Here is a 16897-nt window from a genome sequence, read left to right as displayed (position 1 = left end):
TTACGTATGGTTAATGTCCAGAATAAAGTGCAGGGGTTTAATCTGGAAACGGTCTTCCATCCTCTCAACTTTCATCCAGAACTTTCGTTCTCCAAGAGGTGGTAAACTGCCCATATCTAGAAGCTTCGAGAACTCCTCTGTCGGCGTGTCTGCCCCGTCATCATGGCAAATGTCTGCCCACTCGTACCCGAACGTCTCCATATACTTTAGGATGCCAAGCGATATGGTGTTTGCAGGTTTCTCCTTGGAAGGGTTCTGTAGTAACATCTGAACGAGAATCTGATTTTCATACATCGTGCCAAGATACGTGTCGGTCTCCTTGTTAAGTTCCTTACCATTCCAGATAACCTTTAGTTCAGTGCCAAACAGGTAAATGTCGCCACCGTAGATATCGAATGCGCCGAGACTTGATAGAAGCGTACCTTGCGTATCGTAAACCCTGATAATCCCGTTATAGGGCATCAAGGGCAGTTCAATCTCACAACCTGTCCAGTTAGGCTCAACCACCGCTGAAGCCACTGAATTGCCGTCAGGGTCACAGAGGTAAACTGAGTACCCCGTAGGTAAGTTGCCTATCGTAATTTTGTCGCTCTTGCAGACAACCATCCTATCGAGGTTCAGAGTGTCGAAGTTAGTTTGTTCCCTATTCTTTAGGATGACACCCATCTTCTCAGCGACCATAGGAGCAGTATCGAATATCTCCCACCCACTACCGCGATGGGCATAGAACGTCCACTTATTTGCTTTCTTTAGTGCCCGCCAACGGCTATACTCCCTAATGGTTGTGTCTTTACTCTCAAGAAACTCCAATCGGTGGTATCCGTCCTGCCAGATGATAATACCGCCTTCATCTAACAGTTCTGTCGGCACGTAGTCAGCGGTCACTTCCATTAGCACAGTCTGCTCTTCAGGAACATCGAACATAATAGAAGTGTCGCTTTCAGTGTGCGGCATGATGACCTGACCTAAAGCATTGTCGATTGAAACAGCATCACTAGGTGAAAGGGTATAGCGGGAATGAATACTCCCGCTATCGAACCTGTCATCGAAGATTAAGCCACTCGACTTCTTATAGATTCCCAATTATTATCACCTACCTTGTTTTCTTCCAGTTCCAGATGCTCCAAGAAGCTATCTTACCGATAATGAGCCAGATGCGAGGTTTCTTCGGTTCTTCAGGTGTCTTGAGAATACCGCCCTCAGATTTCTCAATTGTCGTCTCGATTACACGTTTAGGTCGTTCTGCACCTTCTGATTGCTCGATATCGACCTCAAGAACAAGCTTAGGTCTGTCGACTTTCTCCGGTTTTTCAATTCCCACCTCAATCGCCTTAGTAGGTCTAGCGGCTTCTTCCGGTTCGCTGATATGCGTCTCGATAGGCTCACGGTGATTCGTCACTTTGGAGTCGTCTTGGATATCAGTCTCAAGTTGCAACCTCTTCCGTACCCCTGACTCCAAATCCTCAATGACTGCAAGGTCTTGATGTGAGATGTGCTCAGCGAGTTCTCCTGCCTGAATAAAGGCACCCGTATCCTTACCGCTTACCGCTCCCTCCAACTCATGGGTGACTGCTTCAGCATTGGTTGTCGTTGTTGCTGTCCCCATTTCCGAGATAGTTCCAACTTTACTGCTATCATCAATATTAGCCGATTCACCCTCATGAATAACGCCCATTGTCGAGCCGTCATGGTATTGGGCTGATTCTCCTTGATGAACCACAGCTTCTTCGGAAATAAAGGAAGTTGCTCCTTCTATACCCACCACAAATGCGTCATTAGACTTGCCGCTGGTAGCCCCTTCTAGCTTGGACTCCACTGCTTCATACCCTTTGTCCGTAAACATTGCTGTGTGTTCTTCGTAAAGAACAGTCTCCTTCGCAACATCGCTATGCCAAGCATCCTCCAACTCCTGAATAGCTGTAGGTGAGTTTCCATCACTGATTCGAGCGCCTTCGATTTCATGGGTCAGTGCATCCCTGTCTGTCCGTTGTTCGCCCAAACTAATGCCGTGCCACACACCGTCCACACCTGTACCATTAAACGCTGTCTCAGTCTTGTGTTTATAGCTTACATGCTTGCTGTCAGACTGTGCGGCGGACTCCATATCCTGCTTGATGCCCTCTACACTTGTTACTTGGTTGGCTGTGTCTGGTCTTTCTAGCTCACCTTCATACCCCATGCCCGCCAAACCTATCTCAAGCTTTGTACCTACACCTTCAGCAGTAGGGTTAGATAACGCTATCTCAGTCTTGTGTTTATAGCTTACATGCTTGTTGTCAGGCTGTATGGCGGTCTCGATGTCCTGCTTGATACCCTCTACACTTGTTACTTGGTTGGCTGTGTCCGGTCTTTCTAGCTCGCCTTCATACCCCATGCCCGCCAAACCTATCTCAAGCTTTGTACCTACACCTTCAACAGTAGGGTTAGATAACGCTATCTCAGTCTTGTGTTTATAGCTTACATGCTTGCTGTCAGACTGTGCGGCGGACTCGATGTCCTGCTTGATAGCCTCTACACTTGTTACTTGGTTGGCTGTGTCCGGTCTTTCTACCTCACCTTCATATCCCATGCCCGCCAAACCTGTCTCAAGCTTTGTACCTACACCTTCAGCAGTAGGGTTAGATAACGCCGTCTCAGGTAAGTGAACTACACCGTCCCTTGTAATGTCGGTCTCTGCCGCAGTGAGCCCTGTCTGCTTAACACCTTCACCGAAGGTCTTCTGATCTGCCTTGTCCAGTCCTTGAATGACTCCGATGTGCTTGTTGGCTTCCGCAATTGCCCTGCTTATTTCAGTAATGTTTGCAGTCTGCTTGAAGTCCGATAAGGAAGCACCTGAAATTCCCTGCGGCATCGTGCCCTCCTGTTCTACTACGTACCGTCCGGTCGTCGGAGACTCTGCTTTCAGGTCTGCCCCCTTGTTTTGTTCGACGTGCACCTCTTCCTGATTGGAAGCAATAACCGTAACCCCTGCCCCCGCCTGTTTCAGCTTTTCGATTACCGTTTGCGTAATGGCAGGGAAATCAGCTTGTGTGAAACCTTGAGTGATGCTATCTTGGATGATGTTCTCCATCCCTGCTTCAATCAAATCAACCGCTTTTGAGCCGTACATAATTTCCATGAGTCGCACCGCCTTCAGTATTTCAGGCGATTCTGCAATCGCTCCCCGAATCTGCTCGAACGTATAAAGGGATTCTACCTCTGCCTGTGTGCGCTTCGACATGCCAGCTTCCGTCCACTCTTCGAATTCTGCATCCATTTTGTCACTCTTATCGGTAGCTTCTATGAATCTATCAACCAGTGGGTCGCCGCCCACGTAAACTTCTGCGTCACTGATAAGCTGGATAGCCCCGTCACCGCTCACATACGTAACATCCGTAAAATCGTCAATGTCAGCGTTGTATTCCTGTACGGCGCTTCCTTGGGATACCAGTTTGAGGTAACCTTCGTTGTCTCCAATAGCGCTAGAAGCGTCTGTAAGGCTTCCTGCTTTAGCCGTGTCCGAAGTGTACTCTACAGTTACAAGAAGGCTCTCAGTGGCATCCTTGACACTATCTGAGCTTGAAAATGAGGAATTGGTGATGTGCTTATCGAAGTAGTATGATTGGTCTAAACTTTCAACGCCCGCCATATACTCCATCTCAATCTTACCGCTTTCCAGTTCGAGTGACTGCCTGCCCTCTTGCTCTGTGTCAGCCGTCACCGTCCGGTCAATCAAGAGCAGTGAGTTAGCCCAACTTTCCGCTCTAGTGAACGTCTCAAGTTCACTGTCCTGCCTTGTATCGTAGGTCAGGAACTCCTGCATATCTGCTGAGACACTTGTGTCCACAGACTGAGTAGATTCAATTCTAGCGTCCTTCACCTGAGAGGTTGCCTTGGATGAGAATTCGAGGCTGTGCCCGTTCTCGTAGGTAACAGCGGTGGTCTGCTCGTCCGTCTGTGTATTGACTAAAGTGTCGTACATCAAACTCTCCTGCATTGCGGCATCCTGTACGTTCTCTCCCTGTACCAAGACCCTTTCCACTTGACCATCGTAAACAGACTGAATCAACTCACCTCTTACGTCATCCTGCTGGCTTGCTTGCATAACTGTATCCGTACGAATGAACTCCTGAGCATCGGCGTTCTGGTAAGTATGAACCTCAGTAAAAGGCTGAAGGTCTACGTCCTTATTCGTGTCCACCATCACATACTCACTCAAGATGGTTGGTTCGTTGTAAAGGGTCTCTGCCAGTACGTGTTCATTCATCTCAGCTTCACCGCCGCCGTATGTGTCGGCTACCGTGGTAAGCGTAAGTTCTGCTTCATTCCTCTTTTCAGCGAAAACAGGTGTTCCTGTCTGAGCATCAAATACCATATCCAAATGTCCGGTCTCTGTCCGAGAAACGAAAGCATCCTCCGTGACTTCCAGCTGTCTTGCTTCCTCCCTGCCCTCAAGAGTACCCTCCTGTCGAGTATCCGTAAGTACGTAAACTTCTAGAGAGGATCCCTTTACGGCTATCTCTGCGAGTTCATACCCTTGCTCACTACCCTCACTTACAAGGACTGCATACTCCAATGGATAAGAATCACTGACAGCTCTGTCAAACCCAACCTCACCTATTTCCGTATAGTGTAGTTCCCCTACCACGCTAATGTCAGGGTTATGGGTAGCTACGCTGGTTAAAGCCATCTCCCCATCTAAGATACTGCGGACGATGTTGGAAAGTACCGCCCGTCCTTCTTCAGCATTCAACCGGACACCGTTCTCTGCGGATTCAATTCCGCCCATCTGAGTGTCTTGTGAGATACCGGATACGGTGGATTCGAGCGCATGTATTACACTTTGTTTGTTGGACAGGAAAATGGAAACCCTATTACCTTCTGCAACGGAGACCTTAACGTCATAAAGATCACCGGAAGCCAGTTCTTCAAGGTGTGCAAATTTGTCTATCCGACTACCTTCGCTTACCGCCGCACCTTCAGCTTCAAGTATCTGCTCAAGCCTACGTGCATCCTGCTGTCCATCTGTTGTTCCGTCTGTGACTGTTTCGCCGTTAAAATACTTATGGATGCCTGACAGGTACGATACGATAGAAGCTACTACAGTCTCTACTTCAAAGCCGTCATACTGAGTGATGTACTCAGCACTCCCTAGCCGCCCGAATAATCCGGTAGCCGAGTGAGGGGCTTTGTTTGCGTTCTTCATGGTATCCTCAATCAATGTCTTATAGGTACTGTTAACGGGAGCGGTCAGGTGATATTGATTGTTAGCATTGATAATTTGTTCGAACCCAATTTTCAGTTCATAGCCCCTTTTAGAAAAAAGGGCGGTGAAGCTGATTAGGTAAGATTTCTTACCGTTCATCATTCACCGCCAACCTCCCATACTATAGATTACGAGTTCTTTTTAAGCGTTTCTTTTAGGATGCCTAGGCCAATTGGAGCAAACGGTGACATGTTAGCTAGAGTGAACGGGCTAACAGGTGTGTCTGCCAAAGTGTAGCGGTACAGTTGCTTGTACTCGTAAGTAGCAAGAACTTCCGCTTCAGCCGCAGGTTCTTTACCCTCAAGGAAACTGATTGTCTTCGTCTCGATATCAACCATGTAGTCCGTGCCGAGCGTTTGGTCTGCACAATCCACCTGAACCTCAAGCTTGAACGGCGTACCGTCATCCTTCAGGGATGGCGAGTGAGCCAGGTGGAAGACTTTGTTTACTCCGTTGCCTTTGCCCAATTCTTCATGGTCGGAAGTCTCAACTACTTCGAGTTCATCCAACTGAGAAATGTTCTTAGGGTGGACGGCATAACACTCATCCAGCTTGCCTACAAAGCCATCATTCGGGTGAACAATGTACATCGGAGAAATGTGGTATTTACCGCTGTATACAGATGGGTTAAATCGGGTTTCGCCCGCATCAATGCTCTTATCGTGCGTAATGAATGCGAGGTAATGCTGTTGGTAGTAAGTACCACCAATAGACTGCTGTAACTGTACTCCACGGTTTCCGTTAGAAGTGTTGTTTCCGTAGTCCACGTAAACTGCACCCAACTTCATGTCCTTCTTCCAAACAACTTCATCGGCTTCACGGCAACCGGAGATAATGACGTTGTTCTTACGAGGGGCTTTACCGAGGGTCGTCAGCCGCCCGATGTACAATGGAGCGAAGTACGTGTTCTCTGCGCCCGGAGTTGGGTCTGGACGGAAGAACATTACAATGCGGTCTTTGGTCACATTCCCCCAAAAGTACATCGTGCTGTCGCGTTGCCATCCTCTATCAAAGTTCTGCAACGGAGTGAAGGACAGAGCCGTTGGCAAGGACGGATAGATGTAGTAAATGGACGAGTACACAGCGTTCATCAGGTCGGTAGGTTTATCAGGGTCAAAGTTCTTAACCATAATATCACCGTAGTTCAGGGTTTGTGTTCCTGTGGCGTTCAGAATTTTCACGTAAGATGCGTGAAGTTCTGCCCCTGCGTCCGGTGCTTTTCCAATGAACGTTACAGTATTATTAGTGTAGTCAACTGTGTAATTAGTTGCGGCTTGTTCGACCTGATTTACATAAACCCGAACAGTGTCAGGTTTAATCGTTGCTACAGTAGGGATTGGGAACAATTTCTTAGTTCCGTCACCATCAGGTAAAATGGATTCAGGGTCTCCGATTACTACAGTACCACTTACGCCTTGTACAATACGTTCGCCCCGCACGTCATCAAATGTGAAGAAGTACATACGCTTCACTGGTTGTGGTGCAATTGGGGATGGGGAATAGTTGGATGTGATTGCGTCTGTAGGTTCAGGAGCAGAAGTGAACGTAACTACGCCCTTCATTGCATCCAGTGCGTAATCCGTGGAAGGCACGGCGTTACCGTTCTTGTAGATAATTGCCGAGTCTGCGATTACAGGGAATACTTGGTACTGGAACTTGGTATTCAAGGTCTCATCTCTAATCAACGCACCAAGAACGGAGTTCTGAGAAATAAACTCTTGCTCACCCAATGCAGGGGTACTCTTCTTACCGTAGCCGTAAACCATGCCGAAGTTACGCATTTGATTATCCGAGCCAAGAGACCTGAACAAGCGGACTTCTGCGAACTTGAGACCGTCTTGCGATACAGAGCGGTATTTAATGAATGTATCCCATCCCTTGGAGTTAAATAGCGCTTCAAGGTCTTTAGGGAATAGCTGAATCGTGGAATCTCCATCAAACCAACTCACAATAGATCACCTCTAGTTTAGAATTGCCCCGCCGATTTTACACGGCAGGGCTTGATTTTTATGGGGTTACAGGCGGTGTTGGGGGCGTAGAAGTAACTTCTATTCCTTCGTCATTGACTGTGTTGAAGTATAATCCGATACCCGCTGGGCGGTACTGAGTTCCTGGCTTGCTGGTCAGTGGCGATACGCCTTCGACCAAGAAGTAACGGAATACATCGAACTCGTCAGGGCAATGCTCCTTCTTTACACGCAACTTGTTAGCGTTAAAGGACAGCGCCGACAATGCGATAGTATCCTTCAGTGCTCCCCTCACCCCTTCTTCTGGATGTACTACGTACAGCTTGGAGGTGTGAACCTTACCGCTGTATCGGGATGGGTTGAAGGAATACTTGTAAAGAGGATTCTCAGCGTTGTTCCAAGCCCTTGGGTAATCTCTCTTACCATCCACTGAAGTACGCATTGGAGGGATGGCATTTGCAGGGGCGTTCCACGACAGGTAGTAAGCCTGATAACGAGCACCTAGTTTACCACGGCTTACCATGATGTTATCCAAACCGTTCGCAGGAAACTTAGGATAAGACTTCATGAGCGGCATGATGTTTGGTTGCTTCTTCGCGGTGTCATCAAAGTCGTATTCGGAGATTGCTGTCAGCCCCGCCGTACCTGTACTGGATACGATAGGCACACTACCCGTGAACATTGCATAAGCATCGTCACCTTCTTCAATAGCATCTAGCTTGCCGAAGTAAAGAGGAATGACTGGAACAAGATTCCCTTCCGGTGCGGGTACATTATCACACTGGATGATGAAGAACAGGCTTTCTCCGTTCAAGTGACCTTTAATGGAGATTTCAGAGTCAGCCCACCAGTTCGTATTCTGAATGGCGTAGTTGATAGTGTCATCGTAGTAATTTTCCAGCAGGTTTGTCCGAAGACCAGCTTGCATAATAGGAGACTGCATCCGATTACCTTCGGCTTTAGTTACTGTAAAAGTAGCTGATGCACCTGTGCCCACCCAACCTGAAACTTCAACTTCGATATCTAACACTGCCCTTTTGAGTTCTGAGGTATTTATCCAAGGCAATGTAATGTCAGGGTTGTTTGTAGTCAGTCCAGCAAGGTTCTCGACCATGTAAAAGTACAAGGTTTGTGGAGAACGGTACTTACGGAACTCGTTTGTCGCCCATTCAGAAAACACTTGGAGTGTCGCAGGAGCAGGTGCTTTAGTATCAGGGGACTTGTTTAACTTTCTCAGCACACCTAGATTTTGATTCCAAGTACCAAGGACAGCCACCCCGAACATTTTACCCTCCGTGTTCTTGTAGATGAAATGCTCTGCTACGTAAATCGGAATGTCAGTAGTATCAAGTCCGGTATAAGTGCTTCGCATTATGCCTGAATCAAATGTCACTTTCTTAAAGTTTGCTACCGTCTCCCACCCTTGAGTAGCAAGCAGGTCGCCCAAACGCGGTTGTATATCCTGCTCCGTTACCTTTGGGATAAAAGATGCAGGCGTTGTGTCGATAAATGGCATTTAAATAACACCCCTTCACTTATTTGCTTGTATGAAGCCCTGTTATTACACAGGGCAGTTTACCAAGTATTCCCACGATGAACCTGAACCTGAACCAGAACTCATCACTACTTTAATTTGCGTCACACCGCCCACAGGACTGTACTGGAACTGAAGCGAACCGCCATTGGATACCTCAGTGTTCGTGCTTGCAAGCAACTGATTCTGATAGTAAACATCCATTCGGTCAGCTACTCCGTACATGTTGTAGGTGATTACCACTCGTCCAGACGTGTTACCCATCTCATGGAGTTTTTCGGTGTAAGCACCGCCGCCAGAGTCGTTCAGCTTACCGCACTGCAATGTGTTTGCGGGTGGTGGTGGAGCAGGTGGTGGTGGAACGTACTTGGCAGTTACCGATACGGTCGCCGTACCCGTTGCCTTCTGACCTAATTCATTCCACACCGTAAGCTTGACCGAATACGTGCCGACATTGTTGAACGTAAATGTTGCATTATCGACCGTATAGCTTCCCTTGTTCACATCGCTTGCTACTTCCCACTTGAAGTTTGTAATGGGAGAGTTTTTACTGTAGATAGAAGTAAACCTGATTGGTGTTTCCTCTTCTATACTTGAGTAAGCAGGGTCGATGGTTAGAATCAAGGCTGGTGGCTCAGGTGGTGCAGGAGGAATCTCAGGGAGAGTGTATCCCGCCTTCAGGATGCCTAGTGCGGCAGGTCTGAACGGCGTTGCAGGTCTCTTTGTCAGTGGCGAGATGCCTTCGACCAAGTAGTAGGAATAAACTTCATACCTATTCTCGTCATCGCAGTAATCCCTCACAGCCTTTAACTCGTCACCATTCATTATAGTTAAGGGAGACGTTAAAATAACGTTTCGCAGTGTTCCGAACGTGCCATCTTCAGGGTGAACCAGGAGCGCACGGGATGAATGGGCTTTGCCACTATACCTTGAAGGACTAAACTGGTACTTGTATTGCTCATTCATGTAATCCTTCCATGCTCTTGGGTGCTTGTGTCCGTCAGAATCTTCCCTGCGTGGCGGCATAGTGTTTGACGGTACATTCCATGACAGGTAATGCGCCTGATACCTTGCTCCGAACTTGTTACGTTTGACCATGATTGAGTCAACGCCGTTACTTGGGTAGTGGGGGTATTCCTTCATAACAGGCAGTAGAATCTCTTGCTTAACTGACGCATCATCGTAATCGAACTTAGCTGACTGTTTGAGTGCGGCTTCTACGTCTGCCCCCTCTTTGTTGTACGCTGTTCCTGAGAACAGAGCAGACGGTGTTCCCTCAGCGTTCCTATTGGTCTCGATATGCACCTCAAGGAACATTCGACCGGATACCGGAGTGTAACCACTTACCCCATCCCCACTTTCTGCTTCAATGGTTACGGAGGACATACCCTCGATACCAGTGATATCAAACTGACCCATCAACTGAGCATCATTTTTATTGTTTGACGGCTCTTTCACCCCCATGGTGTTGAACCGACCAATCTCCTGTCCTGCAATGGTTAGCCTGACTGCTTCGTCAGGCATGTCGCCGTCCGTGTCACCCATGAGCCATACCTTTACATAAGAACCTGCATTGACCATTGGTTTTCCTGAGATGATTGTAGAGGTCTTAGTCGTCTTCCGGTAGAAGTCAAACGTGATATCCCGATTAATAACTTCCTCAGTCAGGCCATTTACGTCGAAGTCTCCCATGTAAAGAGGAATCGCAGGTACGGCATTGCTGTCCCAAATCGGAGCAGTGTCAGCTAAGATGATTAACATAATACTTTTTCCGTCAATGAATCCTTTGACGAACACTTTGCTATCATCCCACCAGTTCGTATACTTCACGTCCACGAAAGCAATCTTCTCAGTGTGTTCAAGCTGAGGAATACGAGTCCTTGCTGTAACGATTGGAGATTGATACATCTGAGGGAACGAGTCCGTTATTCTCGACTGAAGAGCATTCGTGTTATCGTCCAACCCCCACATGCTTGTCTGCACCTCTACGTCCAGAGAAACCCGTTTCAGTTCATCGGTTTTCTCCCAACCGACCAACATCTTCCCATTTCCAATCCACTTCTCAAGCTGATAAAAGTAAAGCGTGTGTCGCTCAAAGAGTGCATCTTCGTTTGCCTTCTGGATGGCCCATGAGAATACACCGCTGTCCTGCGGTGTCAACTGCGTACCGTAATCTGCATTTTTATCGTAGATTGCAAATGGTACTTTGCACCCTGTCCGTCCAATCTGCTCATTGACGTTTGCCATCATCGCCATACCGAATAAGTTTCCCGATATGTTCTTGACGATGATATGCTTGGTCACGTAGAAGTCGAAGGCATCCGTGGACCCGACTGTGCTGTAGTAAATAGCTACTTGACCGGACACACCTGCTTCAAACGTGAGCGTGGTTGTCTCGTCTGGATTCTTGACCGCCGTATAATAGGATGTTGGAGCAATCTCCCCATCAATGAAAATGTAGTAATCGTCGTTGAGTACCTTCGGCAAATCAATTTTAGGGTTAGCCAGCGGAAGATAGAACCGCTTGATTGTAGGCTTTGTTAGCTTGTTAGAGTAGACGACCTTGGTAAACTCAGTAACCTTTGTCCACCCATTGGCTGTCATAATTCCAGCAAGCCCTTCCAGCAGGAACTCTTCATTAATAGTCGTGTCGAGCCACGGCGTTGGTTGATATGAAGTATCTGCCATTTAATCACCTTCTTCCTACTTGAGAGTTTGGTAGTTTGCCCAAACGACCTTGGGCTTGCCGCCCTCATTAAAGAACTCAAAATGAATCTGCGTCCCTTGCTTACACGGGATGATTGCCGTCAGGTACATGCCCTCCGGTAAGTCCTTCGTGTAAATGTTTTTACAGACTAGCCGTTCCCCTACATACAAGTTCCAGTAGTCCCTTGCTTCATAGTTGGATACGCCTACTGCAATAGAGAGCAGTTCGCAATCTTCTTCAATGGTTAGCTTATGTTCGACCTTGCCCGCCATTTGGGACTCTACCATAATCCCTTCAATGTACGGGTCTGTTTTTGTTGGCATAAAAGGAGGGTCGAGTCTACCGCCTACCAAGTAACTTGCAAAATTAGCGCCGCTAGACATTCACTACACCCCCTTTATATATTCGAGTTCCAGATTACTGAACAACCCGTTCTCCCTAATAATAGTCCCTCTAATGGTGCTAAAAGATGCGATATCCGTTTCCTCTTCCATTTGCTCGTTGATTCTGGAAGGATATGCTATCTCTATAAGGAAGCCGTTAACGATTAGATTCTCGTCCCTCTCAAGCGTCAGCACTTCAATAGTCCCATTGTCATAGGTGTAAACCACTGAGGTTACGAGAGCGGAGTATCCTGCCATCTCTCTACGGGCTTCCACGTTAATTACATTTGGTTCTACCGGAGCACTGTTTATGATTGTGAGGTCGTCGCCGCCCGTATACAGACCAGACTTCTGCATCTCCCTACGAATTAAGTCAAGTATGGGATAAATCTCATTCGAGTTTAGAAAGTTTCTATTCTCCACAGAATCCACCTCACTTCTATGGCATTATAAGAAAAAGCAGGAAACAATTAGCGTCATAGACGTAAGTGCTCCCTGCCCATATGTGCTACCCTACTTCTGATAGTGTCTGCCAGGTCAACTCAAGGTAATTGAAAATACCTTCGTTACTGCCCACCATTCTATTTCCCTTTACTAAATAGTAACTGGACGTGAATGTCTTTGCGTCGTAGACATAAACTGAATCCAGTAGTTCGATTAACGGATTCCCTTTGACCACCACATTCTTCGTTCTCGCCTGACGTTTATAGTCAAAGAAAATCTTGTTGGCTACGTCTTCCTTCAGCCCACGCATTGAAGAGCCATCGACTTCCTCAATCCAATCCAGTTGAGCACCTGCGGTACGCATATTACCCTTGGTTGCAATTATCAGCGACTTATCGAAGAAGTGCTCGACAATCCCTGCTGTACCGGAAATCATCAAGTGGTTTCTAACACGGGAGTAATCCGTAGAAGAAGTGACTTCCAGTAGATTCTCGCCGTCGATGAACTCCCATTTCATTCCAGAAACCATGGCCCAATCAGGTGCATCCAAGAAATCCATGCGTTCCATTCTGAACGTCCCGTACCTATCGCAGTAGATTCGGTATGGTAAGTCCTGAATGAGAGACTGCAAGGCATCGGAAGCGTTTGTACCTAATGGGAAGGTTACACTTGCCACGAACGGGTTCTGCCAGCCACCCACTTCCATGATGTTCTCTTGACTAACGGCTTCTAGTTCTCCGTTATCCTTGTTGAACTTCATGAATGTATTCTTTCCCTTGTTTACGTCAGTGTACACTGTATCCTCAATTACGTAGTCAGGGTTAGCCATATCCTCTGCATGAACTTTCCATGCGGTGAATCCAGAAGCGACAACGATATCCTCCACGATGCTTGATTTAATCCAAGCAAACGCCCCACCGTCTCCCGCATAAGCTTCTTCTGGCGGGTACTGCATCGGCTTGTAGAACACAAATTCCTCAAGCATGTCGAACCTGTCCACACAGCTAAAGGAGATAGTCTTCTCCGCAGAGTTCTCTATAATCTCGCCTTTAATTATCCCCGTGAATACCCGAACAACTTCTTCGCCGTATCCAGCGTAAATCCTGATTGGGGTGTACTCACTAATGACGTGACGCAGTTCTCCTTCTTCGTAGTAACTCAGGGGAGACTTGTCCGTTCGGAATGCGTCTGGAAACTCCGGTTTGCGCTCCCACAATGGAGAGTAGATACCTGAAGCGTTGTTCAGCGTAATCCTTGCTGTGCTAATAGTCGTATCGAGATGGGTGTTGATTTCCCAATTCATTACGTCTACGTCGATGGTGTACGTCTCTTCAAAGACGAACTCCCCTACTTCATACCACTTCTCCTTGTAGGTGTCACCGATAGCTGTAGCCAACTGCTCAACGGCGTAGTCGTTAGAAGCATAGTTGATACTATCGAGGTAAATTGTCCCATCCGTCACAGCGAACAGGATTCTGCTCTGGTATGGGTAGTCGAACGCCGCCCCACGGATTCCGGTGTTGACCCAAACATCGTTAAGCTTCACGTATACGTCAATGTCCGTTTGGTCATGGCAAACTACGGTATACTCAATGAAATCGGCAGCCGTATTGAGTTGGTATGTCCCACCACCACTAGTGTAAATTTGGTCATCCTTTATGTTCAGAAGGAATCCTTTTGTACCGTCGCTGATAATTAGCTTGCCACTTGTGCCCGCCGCAGTCTTCAGGCTGAAGTTAATCGTAAAGGGGAACTTCTTGATTTTACCTAGCCGCTCAATACCTGCTTCGCCGCCATTAGTTGAGATTGCCTGATAGTCACCTTTGTCTTTTTGTACAACGGTGCTGTACGGAGTCCACTTGTTGGCGCTACTCATGTTGTCTTCAAAGTCCCATAAGGTTTTTGTCTCTACCGTCTCCACATCAAACTCTTTAGCCCGCAACCAAAGAATACCGAACTTGCCTCTCGATGCTTTGGAAGAGTTGGCAAACGTAATCTCGACCACGTTATGTCCTTTTGGCATTGGGATTGATGGTGGATAAGCTACACCGTTCTTGGCATTAATACCTTTGATTCGCACGACCTCGTAATCATTTACCTTGACGATAATTACATCGTCTATTTCAAGGTCTGAGAAGTATGACCATCCAAGGTTTCCTGCCTTAAACCAGTCATGCTCGAACACTATCGTCTTAGCCTGACCAGCCCCGCCCGTACCTTTGAATCCGAGTACGTTCATCTGAGTATCGTCGTCAATGACCGTCATCTGTACCGCGCCGTCAGTCTTGGTGTACTTCTTAACATCCAGCGAGGTCTTCTTGGTTGTAAAATCCTTGAAGTAGGTTTGCTTGGAAGTCGTCTTGTTGTACTGGTACGTTACGATTTCTTTGTCGATGCTTGTATCACCGGTAGTGTCCGCTGAACGGGTCTTTCCGTCTCCCCAAGACTTCACTTTCACCACGACAGGCTTCCTACCAAACTTAAGGGCATTAGGCTTCGTGTCAAAAAGAATGTCAATCCGGTTTCCTTTAATGTCGCCGCCAGTATCATCGGCAAGGTATTCTCCCCAACTTACTCCATCGACAACAAGTTCAACCTTACTCTTTAAGGGGATGATGGAAGGGTCAACGGCAATAATCTTCCAGTTCTTCCATGTGCGAACGTCAGTGCCGCCTCTTGTGATTCCTATACAGCCGGGGCAATCAGCGACATATGCCGTGGCTTCCATGTTGTATTCCACATGAGAAGTCGATGAATCAGCCATAACCGAAGCATCCATAAAAACAGAATCCTGTATGTTTCGTGGGTCAGCTTTGGATGCGGTCTGGATGGTCTTCTTACCGCGAAGGAACTGCTCAGGGTTCAGTGCCTTACCGTTAAGCCTTACTTCAAAGTGTAAGTGTGAACCGTCTCCCCCATTAGACCGAGAAGTACCGGAGTTGCCCCCTAGACCAACAAGACCTCCTGCCTTAACCTTATCCCCCACACTGACACTTATCTTGTTTAAGTGGGCATAGCGAGTCTCCCATCCGTTGCCGTGGCTAACATAAACAACTCTACCGTATCCTCTTAAGGTGCTGGCGACTGTGACCGTACCTGACCACACAGCGTAAACAGGGTCGTTCATTGCAAGGTCGAGGTCAATCCCTTTATGCTTACCTCCACGACCAACATACCGTGTGCTTCTTGGGTCGGTCTCAAAGAAGTCCGTGATATACATGCCGTTGATGGTACGCTCCCCGTTCTCATGTCCGTGCATGGTCGAACTGCTCTTGATTGGCATGGAGAAGTCGGAGTTACGAAGTTCCGTGCTAGTCTCCACCAACGTACCGTCAACGTAGTCCGTAAGTTTCTCAGCCTTGTCGATGGACAAAAGGTCGCTTACAGCACTATCCATTACGTACTGTACTGCATCGTACTTTCTACGGAATCCCCGCACGTATGATGTTTTGTCCAACTCCACGACCACCTTCGGCTCATTTCCAAGTGCATTCACACGCTCCATGATTCCTTGTAACAACTGCCTTGAAGGGTAGTTCACGTTAGAAACATAAGTCACTTATCCCACCTGCCTTATCTATATTTCTCTGTAATCCACTCAATGAATCGGTTTAGGTAGGTTACAGCTTCCGCTCTAGTAATACATGCTTCAGGTTCAAACTTGTCATCGGCGTAAAGAGGGAACACATAGCAACCGTCATGGTATTTTTCATCCAGTAGAGTCAGCACATCGTTCCTGTACCAATTGGCTTGAATATCAGCTTTATCTGCAATATCTCGCATTGGCGTGGCGTTATATGCGAACGCACGGTCAGTGTATCGGTTATGAAGGTTCTCATAAATACGGCTCATGAGTGCGAAGAAGTCTCCACGACGAATGCGAACGTCTCCGAAGAACCTGTCGTTATATGTCACCCGTCCTGATTCGACGATTACCGTCTCGCTTGTGCGTCTATTAACCCCATTAATCTTTGCGTTATACCCGATGGTTGCAGGGAATCCGTTATACATATAAGGAAGGTACACTTCACCTTTATGTATCACGAATACATCCCGTTGGAATCCGATAGCATTCCTGATTACAACTCCCGCATCGCTTCCAGCCCCCACAGTAACAATCATCCTCTTCAGCTTTACACCAAGCACCGTACAAGACTCCGGTGGGTTGCTCAGACTAAATTTGTAAGTGGTCGCATATTTTAGCGTTCCGTGCGGCATCCGGTAGTCAGATGTTCCGTTGTATGGGGTATTAAGGCAACCAATATCCTTCCGGTCAGGAATACCATAAGCGACACATACTACCTCTATGCCCGCCGACAAAGGGTTGGACATGGTAACTTTCCCATCCTCAATCTTTTCGGGAAGAACCTCCACCCCATTAATCATGACGAACATAGGGTTGTCGGCATGGTATTTATAGTCAGGAACAAGGAACTCCTGCTGTCCGTTGACTGTTACAAAACGCTTAACCATGCGTTCGTAACCTGTCTTGAATACGTTATAAGTCATGCCGCTTAGTACGTCCACGTCACCTGTACCGTCTGTCTTCAGTCGGGTAATCTCAAGGGTGTCACGGTAGAACCAATCCAGAGGGTCAACGTCAATCCATCGTTTCAT

9 protein-coding genes are annotated in these 16897 nt (G+C 47.4%); all 9 read right to left on the bottom strand.

The window, feature by feature from the left end; translation table 11 throughout:
* Positions 1 to 1083 carry a hypothetical protein gene (locus EL84_RS22095; protein ID WP_047843127.1) on the bottom strand — a complete coding sequence of 361 codons (1083 nt, stop codon included), beginning with the start codon at positions 1081 to 1083 and terminating at the stop codon, positions 1 to 3.
* A 10-nt stretch (positions 1084 to 1093) separates the two neighbouring features.
* A complete protein-coding gene (locus EL84_RS22090; RefSeq protein ID WP_047843126.1) occupies positions 1094 to 5347 on the bottom strand; it encodes a hypothetical protein in 4254 nt (1417 codons plus the stop codon).
* 26 nt (positions 5348 to 5373) lie between these two features.
* Positions 5374 to 7194 (bottom strand): major virion structural protein, encoded by a 1821-nt coding sequence (locus EL84_RS22085; protein WP_047843125.1) that lies wholly within the window; start codon positions 7192 to 7194, stop codon positions 5374 to 5376.
* A 58-nt stretch (positions 7195 to 7252) separates the two neighbouring features.
* The gene (locus EL84_RS22080; RefSeq protein ID WP_047843124.1) at positions 7253 to 8728 is read right to left on the bottom strand and encodes a hypothetical protein; all 1476 of its coding nucleotides are present in this window, start codon (positions 8726 to 8728) and stop codon (positions 7253 to 7255) included.
* Between the two features lie 45 nt (positions 8729 to 8773).
* Positions 8774 to 11434 carry a PKD domain-containing protein gene (locus tag EL84_RS22075; protein WP_047843123.1) on the bottom strand — a complete coding sequence of 887 codons (2661 nt, stop codon included), beginning with the start codon at positions 11432 to 11434 and terminating at the stop codon, positions 8774 to 8776.
* 15 nt (positions 11435 to 11449) lie between these two features.
* On the bottom strand, positions 11450 to 11836 hold the full coding sequence (locus tag EL84_RS22070) for a hypothetical protein (protein ID WP_047843122.1): 387 nt from the start codon (positions 11834 to 11836) through the stop codon (positions 11450 to 11452).
* Between the two features lie 3 nt (positions 11837 to 11839).
* The gene (locus tag EL84_RS22065; protein WP_047843121.1) at positions 11840 to 12259 is read right to left on the bottom strand and encodes a hypothetical protein; all 420 of its coding nucleotides are present in this window, start codon (positions 12257 to 12259) and stop codon (positions 11840 to 11842) included.
* A gap of 85 nt (positions 12260 to 12344) precedes the next feature.
* Positions 12345 to 15785, bottom strand: coding sequence for a peptidoglycan DD-metalloendopeptidase family protein (locus tag EL84_RS22060; RefSeq protein ID WP_082219200.1), 3441 nt, complete (start codon positions 15783 to 15785; stop codon positions 12345 to 12347).
* Between the two features lie 68 nt (positions 15786 to 15853).
* Positions 15854 to 16897 carry a hypothetical protein gene (locus EL84_RS22055; protein WP_047843119.1) on the bottom strand — a complete coding sequence of 348 codons (1044 nt, stop codon included), beginning with the start codon at positions 16895 to 16897 and terminating at the stop codon, positions 15854 to 15856.

Origin of the sequence: Paenibacillus sp. VT-400 (genome assembly GCF_001029205.1) — a bacterium.
Lineage (GTDB): Bacteria > Bacillota > Bacilli > Paenibacillales > Paenibacillaceae > Paenibacillus > Paenibacillus amylolyticus.
The sequence above is the reverse complement of the archived record's forward strand: the minus strand, read 5'-3'. Positions and strand labels throughout refer to the sequence as shown.